Genomic DNA, 21032 nt, shown 5'->3' with positions numbered 1-21032 from the left:
CGGGGTCACCACGCGGCGGCCAGGAAGCCGACGGTGATCAGTGTGGGGCCGGCGATGGCGGCGGCGACCGCCCAGCGGCGGTGCCGGCGACCGGGCAGTCGGGCCGATCCGGTCCACCTGACGATGCCGGCGGTGCAGCCCAGCACCACCAGCAGACCGGGCAGCCACAGCAGGTGCCTGCCCACCCCGAGGTCCGCGTACGCGGTGCCGCTGTCCGGGCCGGTCATCCGCGCCGGCAGCGAGGCGCCCGTCGCGCTGCCTTCGGCGGGCACGCCGCTGACCCGGACACCATGGGCGATGAACCGCCCGTCCTCGGCCGTGAAGATCCCCCGGCACCGTTGGGTGAGCCCGCCGCCGGAGCAGTCGTCGATCACCACCGTGCCCGTTCGGGCGTGCCCGACCGCGAGCCAGAACGGGCCGGCGCTGACCCAGGCGAAGAAGGCCGCGACCAGGCTCAGCGCCACCAGCGCGGCGAGCCCGGGCAGCGGATCCGGCGGTGGGGGCGTGCGGCTGGGTGCCCGGCGGCGTGCCAGCCGGAAGCCGCGGAACCGCTCCGGTGCCGGGTCCTTGCGGACCGGGGTTCCGTCCCAGTGCACCTGCTCGATCGGTGCCCAGAAGGCGCCGCCGTCGTCGTCCGGCGTGTCGCCGTCGGACCGCAGGCCCCGCTCCCGGCGACCCTGTTGCCGGACCGGCACCCGACGCGGCACCGCGTCCACCGGCGCGCCGGTGGTCGGCTCCACCTCGACGGCCTCCGAGCCGGCGGGCGCCGAGCCGGCGGGCGGACCCGACAACCCGGGCCGGGCCGGGCTGGGTACGGGTGCCGCCGGGGTCGGACGGGCCGGAGTGGGCGACGGCGCCGCCGGCGTGGGGCGGGCCGGGGTGGCGGACCTCCCCGCCGGGGTGGGCCGCTGCACGCCCGGGTCTGCGCCTGGCACCAGCCGGGGCTGAGGCGCGAGCCCGCCGACCCGGGGCACGGCGGGCTCGGGCCCAGGGTCGTCGCCGACCGCCGGTCCGCTGGGACGGTCCTCGTGGTCCCGCGCCGCTCGTCTGCCCATCACGAGGTTCATTGCACACCGCTCCCGGAGGCGAAACGGGCAGCTGAGCCGCGTGTCGGCGACAAATCGGACCAACGGGCGAGGTGGTCGGCCCGGTCCGCCGGTCGGGCACCCCCCATTGGTTCGCGGACGCCCCGGACCTGTCACTAGGCTCACTGCTCATGAGTCACGTTCTCGCGGCAGTGGCCTGGCCGTACGCCAACGGCCCCCGCCACATCGGCCACGTCTCCGGTTTCGGCGTACCCTCCGACGTCTTCGCCCGGTACATGCGGATGGCCGGCCACGACGTGCTCATGGTCTCCGGCACCGACGAGCACGGCACCCCCATCCAGGTGCAGGCCGACGCCGACGGGGTGACCCCGCGCGAGCTGGCCGACCGGTACAACAGGGTGATCGTCGAGGACCTGCACGGCCTCGGTCTCTCCTACGACCTGTTCACCCGCACCACCACCCGCAACCACTACGCGGTGGTGCAGGAGCTGTTCGAGGGGATGTACCGCAACGGCTACATCGTGCCGAAGACCACCATGGGCGCGATCTCCCCGTCCACCGGGCGCACCCTGCCCGACCGCTACATCGAGGGCACCTGCCCGATCTGCGGGTACGACAGCGCCCGCGGTGACCAGTGTGACAACTGCGGTAACCAGCTCGACCCGATCGACCTGATCGACCCGAAGTCGCGGATCAACGGGGAGGCTCCGAAGTTCGTCGAGACGGAGCACTTCTTCCTGGACCTGCCGGCCCTGGCCGAGGTGCTGCGGCAGTGGCTGGACACCCGCGAGGGGTGGCGGCCCAACGTGCTGCGGTTCTCCCGCAACCTGCTCGACGACCTCCAGCCCCGGGCGATCACCCGTGACCTGGAGTGGGGCGTGCCGATCCCGCTCGACGGCTGGCGCGACCGATCGGACAAGCGGATCTACGTGTGGTTCGACGCGGTGATCGGCTACCTGTCCGCCTCGATCGAGTGGGCCCGTCGCTCCGGCGACCCCGAGGCGTGGCGCAGGTATTGGAACTCCAAGGACGGCGCCGGCAGCGTCCCATCGGCCGACGGAGTCGGCGGCGACGCCCAGTCCTACTACTTCATGGGCAAGGACAACATCGTCTTCCACTCGGTGATCTGGCCGGCGCTGCTCTCCGGCTACTCCGGCGAGGGCTCCCGCGACGGCGAGCCGGGCGAGCTGGGCCGGCTCAACCTGCCCACCGAGGTGGTCTCCAGCGAGTACCTGACCATGGAGGGGCGCAAGTTCTCGTCGTCCCGCAAGGTGGTCATCTACGTTCGCGACTTCCTGGAGCGCTACGACGCCGACGCGCTGCGCTACTTCATCGCCGCCGCCGGCCCGGAGAGCAACGACACCGACTTCACCTGGGCCGAGTTCCTCCGCCGCAACAACGACGAGTTGGTCGCCGGCTGGGGCAACCTGGTCAACAGGTCCGTCTCGATCGCCGCTAAGAACTTCGGGGAGATCCCGCCGGTCGACCCGGCCGGGCTCACCGAGGCCGACGAGGCCCTGCTCGCCGTCGCCCGGACCGGTTTCACCACTGTCGGCGACCTGATCGGTCGGCACCGGCAGAAGCAGGCCATCGGTGAGGCCATGAAGGTGGTCGCCGAGGCCAACAGGTACCTCTCCGAGCAGGCGCCCTGGAAGCTCAAGGACGAGGCCGACAAGCCCCGGATGGGCACCATCCTGCACGTCGCCCTTCAGGTGATCAGCGATGCCAACACGCTGCTCACCCCGTTCCTGCCGCACTCCGCGCAGCAGGTGCACGAGCTGCTCGGGGGCACCGGCGTGCACGCGCCGATGCCGGTGATCGAGCAGGTCGACGACCTGGACGGCGGCCCGGCGTACCCGGTGCTCACCGGGGACTACACCGTCGGCGCGCGCTGGGAGTCGGTGCCGATCGAGGCGGGCCGCCCGCTGGCCACGCCGAAGCCCGTGTTCCGCAAGCTCGACCCGTCGATCGTCGACGAGGAGCTGGCCCGGCTCGCCGACTGAATGCACGACGCGCGGCGGCGGGGTGCCCTGCCGCCGCGCGCCGTCACATCGCGTACCGGGTGTCCATCACCTGGTCGTCGGTCACCTCGGCGCCCGGCGCCCAGGCCTCGTAGATACCACGTTCCTGACACTGCGCCCCGGTGGTGACCACGGTGTCCGGGTTCGGGTAGCGCAGGCGCACCCGCAGCCAGCCGGCCTCCTCCCGCAGCACCAGACACGGCGTCCCCCGCCACTGGGCGAACCGGACCCGACGGGCCACCGCGTCCACCGGGTACCGGGCCGCCCGGGTCATCGCCAGCACCCGGAACCCGCCGGGCAGGTCGGCGACCGCCTCGTACTCGGTGTCGCCGTACATGCCGACCAGTTGGGTGGAGCGGGGCGCGTCGCCGTTCGGCACGTACTCCTGGTCCGGGGAGAGGCCCGGCACCGCGGCCAGCAGGTGCCGCCACTGCGGGCCCACCATCCGCAGCCACCCGCGCTGCTCGGCCTGGTAGGTGTACAGCACCACCTCCACCCCCTCCGCCGGGTAGGCGACGAGGGCGGCGTTCGCCGGCATCGGCAGGTCGGCGAAGTCCCGGGTGATGAACTCCGGGATGAGCTGACCGTTGCTCGGCACGAAGCCCGTGCCCAGCACCGGGGCGCCGAGCCGGTCCCGGGAGGCCAGCGCGGTCAGGCCCCGGTGCGCCGGGCCCACCGGCACGTCGTAGTCGCCCGGGTCGGAGGCGCGCCAGCGCAGCGCGTACGCCACCTCCGGGCCGTCCCGGCCAGCGTCACCGTCGCTCCGCAGCACAGTCGTCGTCGCAGGCGTACGCAGGTGCGCCACATCGTGTTCGCGGTAGCAGAAGCCGTGCGGCAGCCAGCCCCGCACGTAGCCGGCGACCTGCTGGGCTGAGAGCACCTTCATCATCCGGGTGCCCCGCCGGACCACCGCCGACGCGCGTGCCATCGCCAGCATCGGGTCGCCCGCCGCCGCCGGTTGTTGGCTGAGCTGGTGCAGGTGGGCCCAACCCCGCTCGCGGTGGGCGGGCATCAGCAGCGGCGTCTCCGGCTCGTCGGCCGGCTCGGTGGCCCCGTGCACAGCGGTCACCTCGGTGACGTGCACGAAACGACGCCACGGCAGGGCGCTACCCGGGCGGGGCGCCCACTCGAAGCCGGCCACCTCGTCGGCGCTGAACAACTCGTACGCGGCGCCCCGGGCGATCTCCTCGGCCGGGTACACGCCGCCGCCGAACGCCACGTGCAGCCCGGTCCGTTCGCCGGCGGTGCCGTCGGCCTGGGGGGTGACGCTCATGCGGGGACCGTAGAGTCGCGCGGCGTAGTCGAGGTGAACGTCGGGTGGCGGGCGGATGGACAGGCCCGGTGTGTGATGCTGTCGCTGATGAGCGAGCCCACTGAATCCCGCCGCGAGCGTGCCGCCCGGCGGGCCGGAGAGTTTCCGCCCGCCCCCGAGTCGCTGCCCCGGGCGGTGCTGGACAGCCACACCCACCTGGACATCACTGTCAGCGAGGCAGGTGTGCCCGGTGGCGGGACGGCCGACGACCCGGTTGCCGTGGCCATCGAGTTGGCCACGAAGGTCGGCGTGGACCGGCTGGTCCAGGTAGGGGTGGACGTCGCCTCCTCCCGGTGGGGCGCGGACACCGCCGACCGGTATCCCGCCGTGCTGGCCACCGTGGCGCTGCACCCCAACGAGGCGCCCCGGCTGAACGACCTCGACGAAGCGTTGCGGGAGATCGAGTCACTCGCCGCCCGCGACCGCGTCCGGGGGATCGGCGAGACCGGCATGGACTTCTTCCGGACCGGCGACGAGGGGCGTGCCGCGCAGGAGGAGAGTTTCCGGGCGCACATCGCCATCGCCAAGCGGTACGGCAAGACGTTGGTCATCCACGACCGCGACGCGCACGCCGACGTGCTGCGGATCCTCGACGACGAGGGCGCCCCCGACCGGGTGGTGCTGCACTGCTTCTCCGGCGACGCCGACTTCGCCCGTGAGTGTGTCCGCCGCGGCTATCTGCTGAGCTTCGCCGGCACCGTCACCTTCGGCAGCGCGACGGCGTTGCGCGAGGCCGCCGCGCTCACACCAGTGGATCAGATGCTGGTGGAGACCGACGCCCCGTACCTCACCCCGATGCCGTACCGCGGCCGGCCGAACGCGTCGTACCTGATCCCGCTCACCGTCCGCGCGCTCGCGGCGACCACGGGCAGCGACCTGGACGAGCTGTGCGCGGCCATCTCCGCCACCGGCGACCGGGCGTTCGGCCCATGGTGAGCCCGGCCCGACGGTCGACACCGACCCCGTCGCTACGCTGCCAGCCATGACCGGTCTCCTCGGCCCGGCGGAGATCCGGGAACTCGCCGCCCGGCTGGGCGTCGCGCCCACCAAGAAGCTGGGCCAGAACTTCGTGCACGACCCGAACACCGTGCGCCGGATCGTCACCGCCGCCGGCCTCACCCCCGACGACGTGGCCCTGGAGGTGGGGCCGGGGCTCGGCTCGCTGACCCTGGGGCTGCTGCCGGTCGCCGGGCACGTGCACGCCGTGGAGATCGACCCGGTGCTCGCCGGGGCGCTGCCGGAGACCGTCGCGCGGCACGCCGGGGCCGACGCCGCCCGGCTCACCGTGCACCGCGCGGACGCGCTGCGCATCGCCGCCGCCGAGCTGGCCGACCCGCCACCGACCGCGCTGGTGGCGAACCTGCCCTACAACGTCGCCGTGCCTGTGGTGTTGCACCTGCTCGCCGTGCTGCCCACCCTGCGACACGGCCTGGTGATGGTGCAGAAGGAGGTCGCCGACCGGCTCGTCGCCGGTCCCGGCTCCAAGGTGTACGGCATCCCGTCGGTGAAGCTCGCCTGGTACGCCCAGGCCCGGGGCGCGGGCAAGGTGCCGCCGAACGTGTTCTGGCCGGTGCCCAACGTCGACTCCGGCCTGGTCGCCTTCACCTGCCACGAACCGCCCCGCACCGACGTACCCCGGCAGCGGGTCTTCGCCGTGGTGGACGCGGCGTTCGCCCAGCGCCGCAAGACGCTGCGCGCCGCGTTGGCCGGCTGGGCCGGCGGTGCGGACCGGGCCGCCGCCGCGCTCACCGCCGCCGGCGTCGACCCCGGCGCCCGTGGCGAGTCACTGACCGTCGAGCAGTTCGCCGCAATCGCCGCGTCGGCTCCGGTCGGTACGCCGGCCGCGAAGTAGGCTGACGCCGTGCCCGCCGAGGAGGTGTACGAGTGACCGCGCAGCCGATCGAGCCCGCCGCCCAGGGGATGTGGGGCCCGGATCCCGTCCGGCAGCGACTGGCCAACCACACCATCGAGGACGTGCTGGCCCTGCCCGGCGACGCCCCCCGCGTCGAGCTACGTGACGGAGTCCTGGTCGTGGTCCCTTCCCCCACCTATGACCACCAGAACATCAGCAGCCTGCTCTGGATGTGGCTGCGACAGCACGCCCCGCTGGATCTGTCGCCAGCTACCGCCGTCGGAGTGGCGCTCAACCACCGCAACACCCTTGAACCGGACGTGGTGCTACTACGCCGGCCCCTTGTCGGTACAAGCCACTACTTCGACGCCGAGCAGGTCATGTTGGCAGTCGAGGTCGTCTCGTCCGGCACCCGACGCCGGGACCGGTTGGAGAAGCCGGCCGACTACGCCGATGCCGGGATCCCGCACTACTGGCGAATCGAGCAGAATCCGGTGCACGTGTACGCGTACGACCTGGTCGACGGCCGGTACGAGCTGGCCGCCGACTCCGCCGAGGAGCTGATCGTGGCCAAGCCGTTCGACATCCGCCTGCGCATGCGGGACATCACCCCGTGACCGAGGCCTGGCGACCGGACGACGACGAGCCACGCGGGGCCATCGGCCCGGTGCGGGTGCGGGTGCCCGCGAAGGTCAACCTGCACCTCGGGGTGGGCCCGCTGCGCCGGGACGGCTACCACGAGCTGAACACGGTCTACCACGCCATCTCGATCTACGACGAGCTGACGGCCCGTCGGGGCGACACCCTCGCGCTGACCATGGAGGGTGAGGGCACCGGCGAGCTGGCCCTGGATGACACCAACCTGGTGATCCGCGCCGCGCACGCCCTCGCCGGGTACGCGGGGGTGCTGCCGCACGCCCGACTGCACCTGCGTAAGCAGATCCCGCTCGCCGGTGGGCTGGCCGGTGGCAGCGCCGACGCGGCCGCCGCGCTGGTGGCCTGCGACGCGCTCTGGGGCACCGGGCTGTCCCGCGACGAGTTGGCCGGCATCGCCGCCGACCTCGGCTCCGACGTGCCGTTCCTGATCTACGGTGGCACCGCGCTGGGCACCGGCCGGGGTGAGGCGATCAGCCCCGTGCTGGCCCGGTCGACCTCCTGGCACTGGGTGGTGGCGATCGCCGACGTCGGCCTGTCCACCCCGGCCGCGTACCGGGAGCTGGATCGGCTCCGCGACTCCGGTGCCGCCGGCGCCCCGCTGGGCAGCACCGACGCCCTGCTGGGCGCGCTGCGCCAGCGCGACCCCCGGGTGCTCGCCCGAACCCTCGGCAACGACCTCCAGGACGCCGCCCTGGCCATGCGACCGGCGCTGGCCGACACGCTCAAGGCCGGCGAGGCGGCCGGCGCGCTCACCGGCATCGTCTCCGGCTCCGGCCCGACCTGCGTGTTTCTCGCCGCCGACGCTGCCGACGCGGAGCGGATCTCCGCCGAGCTGACAGCTGCGGGCGTCTGCCGGGAGGCGCGGGTCGCGCACGGTCCGGTCGCCGGCGCCCGCGTCGGCTGACGAGACGTCCCAGCGGGGCTGCCGGCGCGCGGCGCGGGCGTTCGGGGCGTCCGCGTACCCTTGGGACAGGCGTCCAGGTGCCCGCCGGCACCGGGACGCCTTGATCATGAAGGGTGGAACGTGGCGAACATCGTCAATCTGGACCGGGTGTCCAAGGGGTACGGCGCCGCCGGGCGGCTGCTCACGGACGTCTCGCTCGGCCTGGACGACGCCGACCGGATCGGCGTGGTCGGCCTCAACGGCGCCGGCAAGTCCACCCTGCTGCGGCTGCTCACCAAGCAGGAGGACCCCGACGACGGCCGGGTGACCCACCGCCGTGATCTGCGCGTGCTCTGGCTGCCGCAGCAGCTCACCCTCACCCCCGAGGCCACCGTCCGGGACGTGGTGCTCGGCACCGCCTGGCTCGCCGAGGGCATGGGCGCCGAGCACGAGTGGGCCGGCGACTCCGGGGTGCGGGCCATCCTCGACGGCCTCGGCATGCCGCACCTCGGCCTCGATCAGCCGGTCGGCCCGATGTCCGGTGGCGAACGCCGCCGGGTGGCGCTCGCCGCGCTGCTCGTCCGCGACTCCGACCTGCTCATCCTCGACGAGCCCACCAACCACCTGGACGTCGGCGGTGTCGACTGGCTGGCCCGGCACCTGGTTGGCCGCAAGGGCTCCCTGGTCGTGGTCACCCACGACCGGTGGTTCCTGGACGCGGTCTGCACCAACACGTGGGAGGTCGCCGACCAGACCGTCCGCGCCTACGAGGGTGGCTTCGCCGCCTGGACCCTCGCCCGCGCCGAGCGCGAGCGGGTAGCCGCCGCCACCGAGGCCCGCCGGCAGAACCTGCTCCGCAAGGAGATCGCCTGGCTGCGCCGTGGCCCGCCCGCCCGGACCTCCAAGCCGCAGTTCCGCATCGACGCCGCGAACGCGTTGATCGCCGACGTGCCGCCGGCGCGCGACACCATGTCGTTGCAGCGCATGGCCACCTCCCGGCTGGGCAAGCAGGTGTACGACCTGGAGAACGTCGAGCTGCACGCCGGCCCGAAGGAGATCCTGCGCGACGTCACCTGGCTGGTCGGCCCCGGCGACCGGATCGCCATCCTCGGTGCCAACGGCGCCGGCAAGACCACGCTGCTGCGGATGCTCGCCGGCATCACCCGCCCCGATGGCGGTCGCCTCGGCACCGGCTCCACCGTGCGGCCCGCTTTCCTGTCCCAGGAGCTCACCGAGCTGCCCGGGCACCTGCGGGTGCTGGAGGCGGTGGAGGAGGTCGCCCGCCGGGTTCAGCTCGGCGACCGGGAGGTCTCCGCTTCGCAGCTCGCCGAGGTGTTCGGCTTCGACGACCGCCGCCTCTGGACCCCGGTCACTGACCTCTCCGGTGGGGAACGCCGCCGGTTGCAGATGCTGCGGCTGCTGGCCGGCGAGCCCAACGTGCTGCTCTTCGACGAGCCCACCAACGACCTGGACACGGACACCCTCGCCTCGCTGGAGGACCTGCTCGACTCGTGGCCCGGCACGATCATCGTGGCCAGCCACGACCGGTACCTGATCGAGCGGGTCACCGACACGGCGTACGGGATGTTCGGCGACGGTCGGTTGGTGCACCTGCCGGGCGGGGTGGACGAATACCTCGCGCGGACCGCCGAGCGGGCCGGCGCTCCTCGGGTGGGCGTCACCTCGACCTCCGCGCCCGCTGCCCCCTCGGGAGGTGGCATGTCCGCCGCCGAGGTCCGTCAGGCACGCAAGGAGCTGTCCCGGCTGGAGCGGCAACTCGGCAAGCTCGACCAGCGCGAGACCACGCTGCTCGGTCAGCTCGCGGCGGACGCCACCGACTACGCCCGGGTCGCCGAGTTGGACACCCAGCTCAAGGATCTGCGCGCCGAACGGGAGCGGATCGAGGAGAGCTGGATGACCCTCGCCGAGGACCTGCCCGAGAGCTGACCGGCCGGGCGCGCCGGCCCGGCCCCCGTGTGCGGCGTCACACCACCACATGCGAGACAATCGTCGGCGACACGTACCCCACGGCGTTGGAGACACAGACATGGCCCACACCCCCGTCAACCACCCCGCGCGGCCGATCTACCGGGCGATCGGCGGGCTGACCGGTCTGTACCTGGTCGTCTTCGGTGTGCTCGGCATCATCGCCAGCACCGGCAACGAGTTCCTCGCCCAGGACGACACCCGCGTGCTCGGTCAGGGCACGAACCTCGGCTTCTCGCTGCTCAGCGTGCTGCTCGGGCTCGTCGTGCTGGTCGGCACCGCGCTCGGCCGCAACATCGACGTGGCGATCAACCAGTGGATGGCGTACGGCCTCATGGTGGTCAGCCTGGCCGGTCTCGCGTTCATCCGGACCGACGCCAACCTCTTCAACTTCAGCATCACCACGGTGATCGTGGTGATGACGGCGGCCCTGGTGCTGCTCATGGTCGGTATGTACGGCAAGGTCGGCACGGAGGACGAGGCGGAGGCGTTCCAGAAGGCTCGCCTGGTTCTCTGATCTTTGGTTGCGGCCGTGGGTTTTCGCCGGAGCCCGAGCTGCTCCGGGCGGTCAGGCTTGATCCCTGCGCAGCTCGGGCTCCGGCGAAAACCTGACCTTGGTCCAGCCTCCGGCAGACCCTTTCGGCTTTGTTGTTCTTCGGACAGTTGGCTCTGCCTTGGGTGACAATTCCCCTGAAACGGTTATCTTGGGGGTCTGGGCTATGCCGCACTTTCCGGTCAACCATCCGGCACGGCCGCTCTACCGGGTCCTCTCCGGGCTGATCGGCGTCTACATCCTGGTCTTCGGCGTCTGGGGTGTCGCCGAGACGATCGGCGATCCGCTCTTTGCCCGCACCAGTACCTGGGCCCTCGGGCTCCGGACCAACCTGGCCTTCTCGCTCGCCTCGGTGGTCTTCGGGGTCGTCCTGATCATCGGGGCCTCGCGGCGCACCAACCTCGGCCACTACATGAACCTGACCGCCGGCGTGGTGTTCCTGGTGACCAGCATCCTGATGATGTCGGTGCTGCAGACCGACGCGAACTTCCTCAACTTCTCGATGTCGACAGTTGTCGTGTCGATGCTGTTCGGCCTGATCCTGCTCGGCACCGGTCTGTACGACAAGGTCGGCCCACCGGAATCCGCCGAGGCGGAGTTGGAGCACCGCAAGCACCCGGTGGCCGACGTGCACCGCAGCTGATCGGGGTCAGTGACGCCGGGCGGTGATCAGCGTCGGCTTCGCCTCCAGGTGCGACAACCCGTTCCACGCGAGGTTGACGAGGTGCGCCGCCACCGTCTCCTTGCGCGGCTTACGCACCTCCAGCCACCAGCGGCCGGTCAGTGCCACCATGCCGACCAGGGCCTGCGAGTACAGCTCGGCGAGCTTCGGGTCGTATCCGCGGCTCTTGTACTCGGCGCCCAGGATGTGCTCGACCTGGTGCGCCACGTCGTTCATCACGCTGCTGAAGGTGGCCGTGCCGGACATCAGCGGCGACTCGCGGACCAGCACCCGGAAACCGCTGGTCTCCTCCTCGATGTAGGTCAGCAGGGCGAGCGCCGCCTGCTCCAGTAGCTCGCGCGGATGCCCGGCGGTCAACGCCGTGGTGATCCGGTCCAACAGGGCCCGGACCTCCCGGTCCACCACCACCGCGTAGAGCCCTTCCTTGCCACCGAAGTGCTCGTACACCACCGGCTTGGAGACCTTGGCGCGGGCCGCCACCTCCTCGATGGAGGTGGCGTCGAAACCGCGCTCGGCGAAGAGTTGCCGGCCGGTCGCGATCAACTGCTCCCGGCGTTGGGCCGCCGACATGCGGACCCGGGAGGGAGCTTTGGCTTTCGGTGCCGCCGCCGCCGCCGCCGGCGTCGACCGTCGGCCGCCGACAACCGCCCCCGCGTCGTCGCTGACCTCAGGCATGTCGCCGCCTCGCTGGCGCTCGGTGACGCCCTGCCGTGGAATGGTTCCTCCGCTGTGCCCGTTCACGTCGTCGCCTCACTGTCGGGCGGTAAGACCACCCTGCCGCGCCGTCCGACCGTACCCGGATCGGGCCCGGCCCCCCGTCCGCCGAGCCGCCTGGTCCCCCCGCATGGCTCGGTCACCCGGCCATCCTGCCAGGCGGCGCCCCCGTGCATCCGCCCGGTTTCAGCGGGGTGCGACCGGCTTCACGAGCTTGGCGGCGAGGCGCTCCGGCTTTGGCCAGCGCACCTGCGTTGCCGCGCCGGTCTTCTCGAACAACCAGATCACCCGGGCGGAGATGTCCACCTGACCGCGCAGCACGCCGTGCCGGGCGCTGGTCGGGTCGGCGTGGTGCAGGTTGTGCCAGCTCTCGCCGAACGACAGGATCGCCAGCGGCCAGAAGTTCGACGCGCGGTCGCCCTGGCGCATCGCGAACGGCCGCTCGCCGTAGACGTGGCACACCGAGTTGATCGCCCAGGTGACGTGGTGCAGGAGGCCGATCCGGACCAGCCCGGCCCAGAAGAACGCGGTAAGCGCGCCCTGCCAGGACCAGGTCACCAGGCCGCCGATCAGCGCCGGGCCGAGCAGCGAGATGATCACCAGCGCGGGAAAGAGTCGATCGACCCGGCTGATGTCCCGGTCGGCGATCAGGTCCGGTGCGAAACGCTCCCGGTTGGACAGCTCCCGGCGGAACAGCCAGCCCACGTGTGCGTGGAACAGGCCCCGGGTCAACGCCCAGAAGCTGGTGCCGAAGCGCCACGGCGAGTGCGGGTCACCCTCCAGGTCGGAGAAGGCGTGGTGCCGCCGGTGGTCGGCGACCCACTGAATGATCTCGCCCTGCACCGCCAGCGAACCCGCGACCGCCAGGGTCACCCGCAGCCACCGCTTGGCCTTGAACGAGCCGTGGGTGAAGTAGCGGTGGAAGCCGACGGTGATGCCGAGCCCGGAGACGACGTACCAGACCAGGCCGATGAGCACATCGCTCCAGCCCAGCCAGCCGCCCCACGCCACCGGCACGGCGACCAGCAGGGCGACGAAGGGGATCACCACGAAGGCCCAGAGGGCGGCCAGGATGCCGGGGGACTGGCTGCCGTCGGTGAGTGGTTTGGGGCCGGGTCCGGCGGTGTTGGAATCGAGCAGAGCAGTGGACATGGGACCTCGCAGGGGGATGGTAACGATCACGAAGCTACGCCTACGTCACCGTAACTTACGGCACCGTAGATCGCACGGGGAAGTTTCGAATCGCCTTCGCGTAACTGCTCGAAGTCGCAGGTCAGCGGGCCCGGTGGCGGGTACCTGACCGACCCGGGAAGCGGGCGGCCGAGGTGCGGGCCGACCACCCGCAGAAGGTCAACGGCATCGATCGCTCGCCGTGCGGCGGGATGAGCGCTGGCATCCGACGGCCGGGGCGCTAAGGTGTAGCGGCGGGATGTTGATCCCTCGCGCGACGTCCTCGCGTCGCTGATCGGCCGTGGTGTAATTGGCAACACCCGGGTCTTTGGTACCCGTATTTCAGGTTCGAACCCTGGCGGCCGAGCTGCCCACCTACGTCCGTTTTAGGGTCCGGTGGGGGTAAGCGGGGACCGTGCCGGGCCTCGCGGCTAGCATGGCCGCGAGAGTGTCCGCCGTCCCGACGGGAGCCACGTCGTGCCCCAGCCCCACCTCCGTACCGTCGTCGTACTTGCCGCCGGTGAGGGCAAGCGGATGAAGTCGACACTGCCCAAGGTGCTGCACCCCCTGCTCGGCCGGACGCTCCTCGGTCACGTGCTGAGCGCCGCCGCCCCGCTGGACGCGGACCGCACAGTCGTCGTGGTGGGGCACGGCGCCGACCAGGTCCGGGCGCACCTCTCCGACGTCGCCCCGGACGCCACGCCGGTGCTCCAGGCCGAGCAACTCGGCACCGGGCACGCCGTGCGAATCGCGCTGGAGGCCGTACCGGACGGTGCCGGCACGGTCGTGGTGATCAACGGGGACGTGCCCCTGCTGCGCCCCGAGACGGTGGGTGCGCTGGTGACCGCGCACGAGGAGGCCGCCGCGGCGGCCACCGTGCTGGCCGCCGAGGTGCCCGACCCGACCGGCCTCGGGCGGATCGTCCGGGACGCCGACGGCCGCCTGGAGCAGATCGTCGAGGAGCGCGACGCCGACCCGACGCAGCGCGCGATTCGGGAGATCAACGCCGGCATCTACGCGTTCGACGCGGTGCGGCTGCGCGAGGCGCTGGGCAAGCTCTCCACCGACAACGACCAGGGCGAGGAGTACCTGACCGACGTCTTCGGCCTGCTCCGCTCGGCCGGCGAGCCGGTTGCGGTGCACGTCGCCGTGGACCACGTCGAGACGCTGGGCTGCAACGACCGGGTGGAGCTGGCGACGCTGCGCCGGCTGCTGCGCGACCGGATCAACGAGGCGTGGATGCGCACCGGCGTGAGTCTGCTCGACCCCGCCACCACCTGGATCGACGTGACCGTCGCACTGGACCGGGACGCGGTCGTCGACCAGAACACCCAGTTGCGCGGTGGCACTGTGGTCGGCGCGGGCGCACTGATCGGGCCGGACGTCACGCTTGTCGACACGATCGTCGGCCCCGCCGCGTCGGTGGTCCGCAGCCACGCCGTCGGCGCCGAGGTGGGCGCGGGCGCAACCGTCGGGCCGTACGCGTACCTGCGGCCGGCCGCCCAGCTCGCCGAGAAGGCGAAGGTCGGCACGTTCGTCGAGGTGAAGAACTCGCAGATCGGCGCCGGCGCGAAGGTGCCGCACCTGACGTACGTCGGCGACGCGACGATCGGTGAGCAGACCAACATCGGCGCCGCGTCGGTCTTCGTGAACTACGACGGGGTCAACAAGCACCGCACGGTGATCGGCAGCCACGCGCGGACCGGTGCGGACAACATGTTCGTGGCCCCGGTCGAGGTGGGCGACGGGGCGTACACGGCGGCCGGTTCGGTGATCGTCGACGACGTGCCGGCAGGTGCGATGGGGGTCGCCCGCGCCCGCCAGCGCAACATCGAGGGCTGGGTGGTCATGCGGCGCGCCGGAACCGCCGCAGCGGAGGCGGCGCAGCGGGCCCGCGACGCGAAGGATGCGCAGCGAGACGGCGACGCGAAGGGTGCGTCCGGTACGACTGGTGCCGCAAGCCACAGTGAGGCAATCCACGGGGCGACCGAGACGGTGGGCGGCGCATCCGGCGCGGGAGATACTGCAACCGAATAGTCCCCGACCCACCACCACCGGGTCGGGTACCGCCGACATAACGGGAGCAGACGGGCCCATGGGCAGCATCGTCGCCGAAAACCGCAAAAGCCTGATGCTCTTTTCCGGACGTGGCTTTCCGGAGTTGGCCAAGGAGATCGGCGAGGTGCTCGGCGTCGCGCCGACCCCGGCCGACGCGTACGAGTTCGCCAACGGCGAGATCTTCGTACGGTTCAAGGACTCGGTACGTGGTTCGGACGCCTTCGTGGTGCAGTCCGTCACGCACGGGGTGAACACCTGGGTCATGGAGACCCTGATCATGGTGGACGCGCTGAAGCGGGGGTCGGCCAAGCGGATCACCGTGGTGCTGCCGTTCTACCCGTACGCGCGCCAGGACAAGAAGCACCGCGGCCGGGAGCCGATCTCGGCCCGCCTGGTCGCGGACCTGCTGAAGACCGCCGGCGCGAACCGCATCCTCACCGTCGACCTGCACACCGCGCAGATCCAGGGCTTCTTCGACGGTCCGGTGGACCACCTCTTCGCGATGGACATCCTGGCCGAGTACGTGGAGCACAAGTACGCCGGCCGGCCGATGACAGTGGTGGCTCCGGATTCGGGCCGGGTGCGGGTGGCCGAGCGGTGGACCGACCGGCTGGGCGGCTGCCCGCTGGCGTTCATCCACAAGACCCGTGACCCGATGAAGCCGAACCAGGTCGTGGCGAACCGGGTGGTCGGTGAGGTGGAGGGCCGGGTCTGCCTGATCGTCGACGACATGATCGACACCGGGGGCACGATCGCCAAGGCCGCCGACATCCTCAAGGAGTCGGGCGCTGCGGAGATCGTTGTCGCGTCCACCCACGCGCTGCTGTCCGACCCGGCCACCGAGCGGCTGAAGAACAGCTCGATCAGCGAGATCGTGGTGACGAACACCCTGCCGCTCCCGCCGGAGAAGCAGTTGGACAAGCTCACCGTGTTGTCGATCGCGCCGCTGCTGGCGCGGGCGATCCGGGAGGTCTTCGACGACGGCTCGGTGACCACCCTCTTCGGTGGCCTGAGCTGAGCCTGAGCCCCGTTTCCGCCACTCGACACGCTGGCGGGGGCGGGGCTGGCAAACTGGTGGAAACGGGGCCGGCACGCTGGTGGGAGCACCACCGACGCGCCGGTCTTGAGCCGTGATCGGGGACTGCCGGAAACCCTGGAAACAGCTCGGGTAGACTGGTGCGGTTGCCACGGCGAGGGTGCCCGGCGGGCCGCTGAAAAGCGCCGCACGGAGGCACCGTCATCGACGCGGTGCTCCGGGCAGTCGTTCATGACGCATGAGCCCCAGCGAGCCCCTCGCCCCAGCACCGTTAGACGACAAGCCGCCGCAGCGAAAAGCATCAGGAGTTTCCCCGTGTCCGAGGTAAAGATCAGCGCCGAGCCCCGCACCGAGTTCGGCAAGGGTGGTGCCCGCCGTACCCGCCGGGCCGGCAAGGTGCCCGCCGTGCTGTACGGCCACGGCGAGAAGCCCAAGCACATCGCGCTGCCGTCGCGGGAGTTCGCCGCCGCGATCCGCAAGGGCGGTGCCAACCAGCTCTTCGCGATCGACATCACCGACGGCACCCAGGTGCTGGCGCTGCCGAAGGCGATCCAGCGTGACCCGATCCGCGACAGCTTCGAGCACGTCGACCTGATCCTGGTCCGCCGGGGCGAGAAGGTCACCGTCGACGTTCCGGTCCAGCTGACCGGCGAGGCCGCACGGGACACCCTGATCGTGCACGACCACGACACCCTCTCGGTGACCGCGGACGCCACCAAGGTTCCGGACCACCTCGAGGCGTCGATCGAGGGCCTGGAGGCGGGCACCCTGGTGACCGCCGGTGACGTCGAGCTGCCGGCCGGCGTCGAGCTGGCCGTCGACTCGGAGCTGACCGTCGCGTCCATCACCACCGCCCCGACCGCCGAGCAGCTCGAGGCGACGCTGCCCGAGGTCGAGACCGCCACCGACGAGGCCGAGGCCGAGGTCGGCGAGACCACCGAGGGTTCCGAGGGCGCGGACACCACCGAGGGCGCCGAGACGACCGAGGCGCGCAGCGAGGCCTGATCGGTTCGTACTGTGCGACAGGCGTCCCCGAATGTTCGGGGGCGCCTGTCGGCATATCGGGAGTCGGTGGGATGGGCGTCGGAAGGGACGGGTCGTGACGGACGAGGCGGGGCCGTGGTTGGTGGTCGGCCTGGGCAACCCGGGTCGTGAGTACGCCGGGAACCGGCACAACGTCGGGTTCATGGTGGCCGATCTGCTGGCCGGGCGGATGAGTGCGCGTTTCGGCCGGCACAAGCGGGCGGTGGCCGAGGTCGCCGAGGCGCGACTGGGGTTCGGTGGGCCGAAGCTGGTGTTGGTGAAGCCCCTGACGTACATGAACCTCTCCGGCGGGCCGGTCGCGGCGTTGGCGCAGTTCTACAAGGTGCCGACAACGCAGGTGATCGCGGTGCATGACGAGCTGGACATCGAGTTCGGTCAGGTGCGGATCAAGTTCGGCGGTGGCGAGGGCGGGCACAACGGCCTGCGTTCGATGTCGAAGTCGCTGGGGACGAAGGACTACGCCCGGGTGCGGTTCGGCGTCGGCCGACCGCCGGGGCGGCAGGATCCGGCGGATTATGTGCTGTCGGATTTCGGCGCGGCCGAGCGCAAGGAGCTGGATTTCCTGGTGGACCGGGCTGCCGACGTCGTGGAGTCGGTGATCATCAAGGGCGTGGAGCCGACCCAGAACCTCTACCACGGCAGCTGAGCCGGGCGGGGCGTACCCGAATCGGAAACAGCGGGCCGGTAGTCTGCGCCTTTCGGCGTGCCGCGACCGGCGGCGCGAGTCGCGGCGGATCGTGCCCCTGCGGGCAGCGCGGCGAGGCGACGGGAGCGGGCAGATGAGCAGTCCTCCGATGATCGATGGCGCGTTCGCCCGGTGGTTGGCTTCCCGGGCCGGGCAGGCGCTGCTCGACCTGCGCACGGAGATGGGTTTCGCCGACGCCGGCGCGTTGAAGTCGGCCGGGGACAAGGTGTCGCACGACCTGATCCGCACCGAGTTGGCGAAGTGGCGTGCGGATGACGCGGTGCTCTCCGAGGAGGACGAGGGCTCGCGGTTGGCCTGGGCCGCGGAGGTGAACACCGGAGCGGTGTCGCGGTTGAACGCGGACCGCGTGTGGATCGTCGACCCGTTGGACGGCACCCGGGAGTTCGCCGAGGAGGGCCGCTCGGACTGGGCGGTGCACGTGGCGCTCTGGGCGCGTAACGCGCCGAGTCCGCACGGGCTGGTCGCCGGGGCGGTGGGGCTGCCCGCGCAGGACCGGGTGCTGGGCACGGACTACCCGCCGGCGTACCCGCAGATGACTGTGGAGGCGGCGGCGGCCGGCGAGCGGAAGATCCGCCTGGCGGCGAGCCGGAGCCGGCCGCCGGTCTTCCTGACCGATCTGGCCGAGGACGTCGGGGCGCACCTGGTGCCGATGGGCTCGGCCGGAGCGAAGATCGCCGCCGTGGTCACCGGCGAGGTGGACGCGTACATCCACGCAGGTGGGCAGTACGAGTGGGACTCGGCGGCCCCGATCGCTGTGGCGACGGCCACCGGACTGCACGCTTCCCGGATCGACGGTTCTGCGCTGAAATACAACGAGGCGGATCCGCGCCTGCCCGACCTGTTGGTCTGTCGCAAGGATCTCGCCACCCGGTTGCTTGCAGCGCTGCAGAGACATTCCGGGTAACCTGAGCGAACTTTCTTGACATGCCCGACCGGAAAGGTCTGGAAATCGGATGAGCGAGCGAATCGAGCCGGTGTCATGACCACCCCCGCGGCGTACCAGGTCTCCCACCTGGACGCCCTGGAAGCGGAGAGCATCTTCGTGATGCGCGAGGTCGTCGCCGAGATGGAACGCCCGGTGCTGCTCTTCTCCGGTGGCAAGGACTCGATCGTCATGCTGCGGCTGGCGCAGAAGGCGTTCGCCCCGGCCAACGTTCCCTTCCCGGTCATGCACGTCGACACCGGGCACAACTTCCCCGAGGTCCTGGAATACCGCGACCAACGGGTTGCCGAGCTGGGGTTGCAACTCGTGGTGGCGAGCGTGCCGGAGGCCCTGGCCAGCGGCATGGTCCGGGAGTCCGCTGACGGCATGCGCAACCGGATCCAGACACCGGTGCTGCTGGACGCGGTGGAGAAGCACCGCTTCGACGCGCTGTTCGGTGGCGCCCGCCGGGACGAGGAGAAGGCCCGGGCGAAGGAGCGGGTGTTCAGCTTCCGCGACGAGTTCGGTCAGTGGGACCCGAAGAACCAGCGGCCGGAGCTGTGGTCGCTGTACAACGGCCGGCACCACCCGGGCGAGTCGATCCGGGCCTTCCCGCTGTCCAACTGGACCGAGCTGGACGTCTGGCACTACATCTCCCGGGAACGCATCCCGCTGCCCTCGATCTACTACGCGCACGAGCGCGAGGTGATCGAACGGGACGGCATGTTCTACGCCGTCAACGAGTTCTTCCGCCCCCGCGCGGGTGAGGAGCGGTTCAAGGCGCAGGTGCGCTACCGCACCGTCGGCGACGCCTCCAGCACCGCCGCGGTCCGTTCCGACGCGGACACCGTGGAGAAGGTCATCGAGGAGGTGGCGGCCACCCGGATCACCGAGCGCGGCGCCACCCGTGGTGACGACCGGGTCAGTGAGGCCGCCATGGAGGACCGCAAGCGGGAGGGCTACTTCTGATGAGCACCGAGATCGTGGCGTCCGCGAATGCGGAGGCCCCGGCTGTTACCGGGGCCGGGCCGGAGGCCCGGGCGATGGACCTGCTGCGGTTCGCCACCGCCGGCAGTGTGGACGACGGGAAGTCGACCCTGATCGGGCGGCTGCTCTACGACACCAAGTCGCTCTTCACCGATCAGTTGGCCGCCGTGGAGGCGGTCAGCGCGGCCCGCGGTGACGAATACACCAACCTGGCGTTGCTCACCGACGGTCTGCGTGCCGAGCGGGAGCAGGGCATCACCATCGACGTGGCGTACCGCTACTTCGCCACCCCCCGGCGCAAGTTCATCATCGCCGACACCCCGGGCCACATCCAGTACACCCGCAACATGGTCACCGGGGCGTCGACGGCGGACCTGGCGTTGATCCTGGTGGACGCACGTAAGGGCCTCGTCGAGCAGTCCCGCCGGCACGCGTTCCTCTGCTCCCTGCTGCGAGTGCCGCACCTGGTCCTCTGTGTCAACAAGATGGACCTGGTCGACTGGTCGCAGGAGGTCTACGAGCGGATCGCCGACGAGTTCGCCGCGTTCGCGGCGAAGCTCGACGCACCGGACCTGACCGTGGTGCCGATCTCCGCGTTGCGCGGCGACAACATCGTCACCCGGTCGGACAACATGCCCTGGTACGAGGGCCCCTCGCTGCTGCACCACCTGGAGCGGGTGCACATCGCGAGCGACCGCAACCTGGTCGACGTCCGGTTCCCGGTGCAGTACGTGATCCGACCGCAGTCCACCACTGTCACCGACTACCGCGGCTACGCCGGCCAGGTCGCCTCCGGTGTGCTGAAGCCGGGCGACGAGGTGATGGTGCTGCCCTCCGGGTTCACCAGCCGGATCGCCGCCGTGGAGACCGCCGACGGGCCGGTCCAGGAGGCGTTCCCGCCGATGTCGGTGACGGTACGACTGGCCGACGAGATCGACATCTCGCGGGGTGACCTGATCTGCCGGCCGAACAACGCACCGGCGGTGGCTCAGGACATCGAGGCGATGGTCTGCTGGATGGACGAGACGGCCCCCCTGCGGGTCGGCGGCCGGTACGCGATCAAGCACACCACCCGGTCGGCTCGGGCGATCGTGCGCGGGCTGCACTACCGGCTGGACATCAACTCGCTGCACCGCGACGAGTCGGCCGACGAGCTGCGGCTCAACGAGATCGGCCGGGTGCGACTGCGTACGACGGTGCCGCTGCTGGCCGACGAGTACCGCCGCAACCGCACCACCGGCGGCTTCGTCATCATCGACGAGGCGACCAACCGCACGGTAGGCGCCGCCATGATCGTCGAAGCCAGCTAACCCCTGTCCCGCGATCTTGCACTTTCTGTCCCGACATAAGGGGCACACCAACCCATGTCGACAACGGAAACTGCAAGATCGGCGCGGCAGGGG

Annotated in this window: 19 protein-coding genes and 1 tRNA gene; 16 read left to right on the top strand and 4 right to left on the bottom strand. The window is 71.2% G+C overall.

Going from position 1 to position 21032, the window contains the following annotated elements:
* Positions 1-5 precede the first annotated feature (5 nt).
* Positions 6-1067: a hypothetical protein gene (locus tag KBX71_RS16075; protein ID WP_247683556.1), complete on the bottom strand. Its 1062-nt coding sequence runs from the start codon at positions 1065-1067 to the stop codon at positions 6-8.
* 149 nt (positions 1068-1216) lie between these two features.
* Here KBX71_RS16075 and metG point away from each other — a divergent pair, with 149 nt between their 5' ends.
* Positions 1217-3049, top strand: a complete 1833-nt coding sequence (gene metG, locus KBX71_RS16070) for a methionine--tRNA ligase (protein WP_210818848.1) — start codon at positions 1217-1219, stop codon at positions 3047-3049.
* Between the two features lie 43 nt (positions 3050-3092).
* On the opposite strand, the gene KBX71_RS16065 is transcribed toward metG, so the two are convergent.
* Positions 3093-4340 (bottom strand): hypothetical protein, encoded by a 1248-nt coding sequence (locus KBX71_RS16065; RefSeq protein ID WP_210818847.1) that lies wholly within the window; start codon positions 4338-4340, stop codon positions 3093-3095.
* 75 nt (positions 4341-4415) lie between these two features.
* On the opposite strand from KBX71_RS16065, the gene KBX71_RS16060 reads away from it, so the two are divergent.
* From KBX71_RS16060 to KBX71_RS16030, 7 genes are all read left to right on the top strand, one after another.
* A complete protein-coding gene (locus KBX71_RS16060; protein ID WP_210818846.1) occupies positions 4416-5315 on the top strand; it encodes a TatD family hydrolase in 900 nt (299 codons plus the stop codon).
* A 46-nt stretch (positions 5316-5361) separates the two neighbouring features.
* A complete protein-coding gene (rsmA, locus tag KBX71_RS16055; protein WP_124820362.1) occupies positions 5362-6231 on the top strand; it encodes a 16S rRNA (adenine(1518)-N(6)/adenine(1519)-N(6))-dimethyltransferase RsmA in 870 nt (289 codons plus the stop codon).
* A 32-nt stretch (positions 6232-6263) separates the two neighbouring features.
* The gene (locus KBX71_RS16050) at positions 6264-6848 is read left to right on the top strand and encodes a Uma2 family endonuclease (protein WP_307847103.1); all 585 of its coding nucleotides are present in this window, start codon (positions 6264-6266) and stop codon (positions 6846-6848) included.
* A complete protein-coding gene (locus tag KBX71_RS16045) occupies positions 6845-7792 on the top strand; it encodes a 4-(cytidine 5'-diphospho)-2-C-methyl-D-erythritol kinase (RefSeq protein ID WP_210818845.1) in 948 nt (315 codons plus the stop codon). The genes KBX71_RS16050 and KBX71_RS16045 overlap by 4 nt, the downstream gene beginning before the upstream one ends.
* Before the next feature lie 120 nt (positions 7793-7912).
* Entirely contained in the window at positions 7913-9718 is a 1806-nt protein-coding gene (locus KBX71_RS16040; RefSeq protein WP_210818844.1) for an ABC-F family ATP-binding cassette domain-containing protein, read from the top strand.
* Between the two features lie 100 nt (positions 9719-9818).
* Positions 9819-10274: a DUF4383 domain-containing protein gene (locus tag KBX71_RS16035; protein WP_210818843.1), complete on the top strand. Its 456-nt coding sequence runs from the start codon at positions 9819-9821 to the stop codon at positions 10272-10274.
* 202 nt (positions 10275-10476) lie between these two features.
* On the top strand, positions 10477-10953 hold the full coding sequence (locus KBX71_RS16030) for a DUF4383 domain-containing protein (protein WP_124820366.1): 477 nt from the start codon (positions 10477-10479) through the stop codon (positions 10951-10953).
* Between the two features lie 6 nt (positions 10954-10959).
* On the opposite strand, the gene KBX71_RS16025 is transcribed toward KBX71_RS16030, so the two are convergent.
* Both KBX71_RS16025 and KBX71_RS16020 read right to left on the bottom strand, forming a co-directional pair.
* Positions 10960-11667, bottom strand: a complete 708-nt coding sequence (locus tag KBX71_RS16025; RefSeq protein WP_210818842.1) for a TetR/AcrR family transcriptional regulator — start codon at positions 11665-11667, stop codon at positions 10960-10962.
* 225 nt (positions 11668-11892) lie between these two features.
* Complete coding sequence (locus tag KBX71_RS16020; RefSeq protein WP_124820368.1) at positions 11893-12858, bottom strand: acyl-CoA desaturase; 966 nt, start codon at positions 12856-12858, stop codon at positions 11893-11895.
* Between the two features lie 313 nt (positions 12859-13171).
* Between KBX71_RS16020 and KBX71_RS16015 the strand changes: the two genes are divergently transcribed.
* The 8 genes from KBX71_RS16015 to KBX71_RS15980 all read left to right on the top strand — a co-directional run bounded on the left by KBX71_RS16015 (position 13172) and on the right by KBX71_RS15980 (position 20939).
* A tRNA-Gln gene (locus tag KBX71_RS16015) sits at positions 13172-13243 on the top strand.
* Positions 13244-13353: 110 nt separating this feature from the next.
* Positions 13354-14913 carry a bifunctional UDP-N-acetylglucosamine diphosphorylase/glucosamine-1-phosphate N-acetyltransferase GlmU gene (gene glmU / locus KBX71_RS16010; RefSeq protein WP_210818841.1) on the top strand — a complete coding sequence of 520 codons (1560 nt, stop codon included), beginning with the start codon at positions 13354-13356 and terminating at the stop codon, positions 14911-14913.
* Positions 14914-14971: 58 nt separating this feature from the next.
* Entirely contained in the window at positions 14972-15952 is a 981-nt protein-coding gene (locus KBX71_RS16005; protein ID WP_030329105.1) for a ribose-phosphate diphosphokinase, read from the top strand.
* A gap of 333 nt (positions 15953-16285) precedes the next feature.
* Entirely contained in the window at positions 16286-16975 is a 690-nt protein-coding gene (locus KBX71_RS16000) for a 50S ribosomal protein L25/general stress protein Ctc (RefSeq protein ID WP_210818840.1), read from the top strand.
* A gap of 94 nt (positions 16976-17069) precedes the next feature.
* On the top strand, positions 17070-17660 hold the full coding sequence (gene pth, locus KBX71_RS15995; protein WP_210818839.1) for an aminoacyl-tRNA hydrolase: 591 nt from the start codon (positions 17070-17072) through the stop codon (positions 17658-17660).
* A gap of 133 nt (positions 17661-17793) precedes the next feature.
* A complete protein-coding gene (locus tag KBX71_RS15990; protein WP_210818838.1) occupies positions 17794-18624 on the top strand; it encodes a 3'(2'),5'-bisphosphate nucleotidase CysQ in 831 nt (276 codons plus the stop codon).
* Between the two features lie 75 nt (positions 18625-18699).
* Positions 18700-19611, top strand: coding sequence for a sulfate adenylyltransferase subunit CysD (gene cysD / locus KBX71_RS15985; RefSeq protein ID WP_210818837.1), 912 nt, complete (start codon positions 18700-18702; stop codon positions 19609-19611).
* Entirely contained in the window at positions 19611-20939 is a 1329-nt protein-coding gene (locus KBX71_RS15980; RefSeq protein ID WP_374102607.1) for a sulfate adenylyltransferase subunit 1, read from the top strand. Before cysD ends, KBX71_RS15980 begins: the two co-directional genes overlap by 1 nt.
* The last annotated feature ends 93 nt before the right edge of the window (positions 20940-21032 follow it).

The organism is Micromonospora sp. D93, assembly GCF_018070365.1.
GTDB classification, from domain to species: Bacteria; Actinomycetota; Actinomycetes; order Mycobacteriales; family Micromonosporaceae; genus Micromonospora; species Micromonospora ureilytica.
Note: the sequence above shows the minus strand (reverse complement) of the source record. Positions and strands in the feature narration are given on the sequence as shown.

Bases quoted from the DNA above. Each gene is read 5' to 3' on its own strand.
- KBX71_RS16075 (WP_247683556.1), bottom strand. From the start codon at position 1,067: ATGAACCTCGTGATGGGCAGACGAGCGGCGCGGGACCACGAGGACCGT.
- KBX71_RS16005 (WP_030329105.1), top strand. From the start codon at position 14,972: ATGGGCAGCATCGTCGCCGAAAACCGCAAAAGCCTGATGCTCTTTTCC.
- KBX71_RS16060 (WP_210818846.1), top strand. From the start codon at position 4,416: ATGCTGTCGCTGATGAGCGAGCCCACTGAATCCCGCCGCGAGCGTGCC.
- KBX71_RS16065 (WP_210818847.1), bottom strand. From the start codon at position 4,340: ATGAGCGTCACCCCCCAGGCCGACGGCACCGCCGGCGAACGGACCGGG.
- KBX71_RS16020 (WP_124820368.1), bottom strand. From the start codon at position 12,858: ATGTCCACTGCTCTGCTCGATTCCAACACCGCCGGACCCGGCCCCAAA.
- KBX71_RS16035 (WP_210818843.1), top strand. From the start codon at position 9,819: ATGGCCCACACCCCCGTCAACCACCCCGCGCGGCCGATCTACCGGGCG.
- metG (WP_210818848.1), top strand. From the start codon at position 1,217: ATGAGTCACGTTCTCGCGGCAGTGGCCTGGCCGTACGCCAACGGCCCC.
- KBX71_RS16030 (WP_124820366.1), top strand. From the start codon at position 10,477: ATGCCGCACTTTCCGGTCAACCATCCGGCACGGCCGCTCTACCGGGTC.
- KBX71_RS15990 (WP_210818838.1), top strand. From the start codon at position 17,794: ATGAGCAGTCCTCCGATGATCGATGGCGCGTTCGCCCGGTGGTTGGCT.
- KBX71_RS16025 (WP_210818842.1), bottom strand. From the start codon at position 11,667: ATGCCTGAGGTCAGCGACGACGCGGGGGCGGTTGTCGGCGGCCGACGG.
- KBX71_RS15980 (WP_374102607.1), top strand. From the start codon at position 19,611: ATGAGCACCGAGATCGTGGCGTCCGCGAATGCGGAGGCCCCGGCTGTT.
- rsmA (WP_124820362.1), top strand. From the start codon at position 5,362: ATGACCGGTCTCCTCGGCCCGGCGGAGATCCGGGAACTCGCCGCCCGG.
- cysD (WP_210818837.1), top strand. From the start codon at position 18,700: ATGACCACCCCCGCGGCGTACCAGGTCTCCCACCTGGACGCCCTGGAA.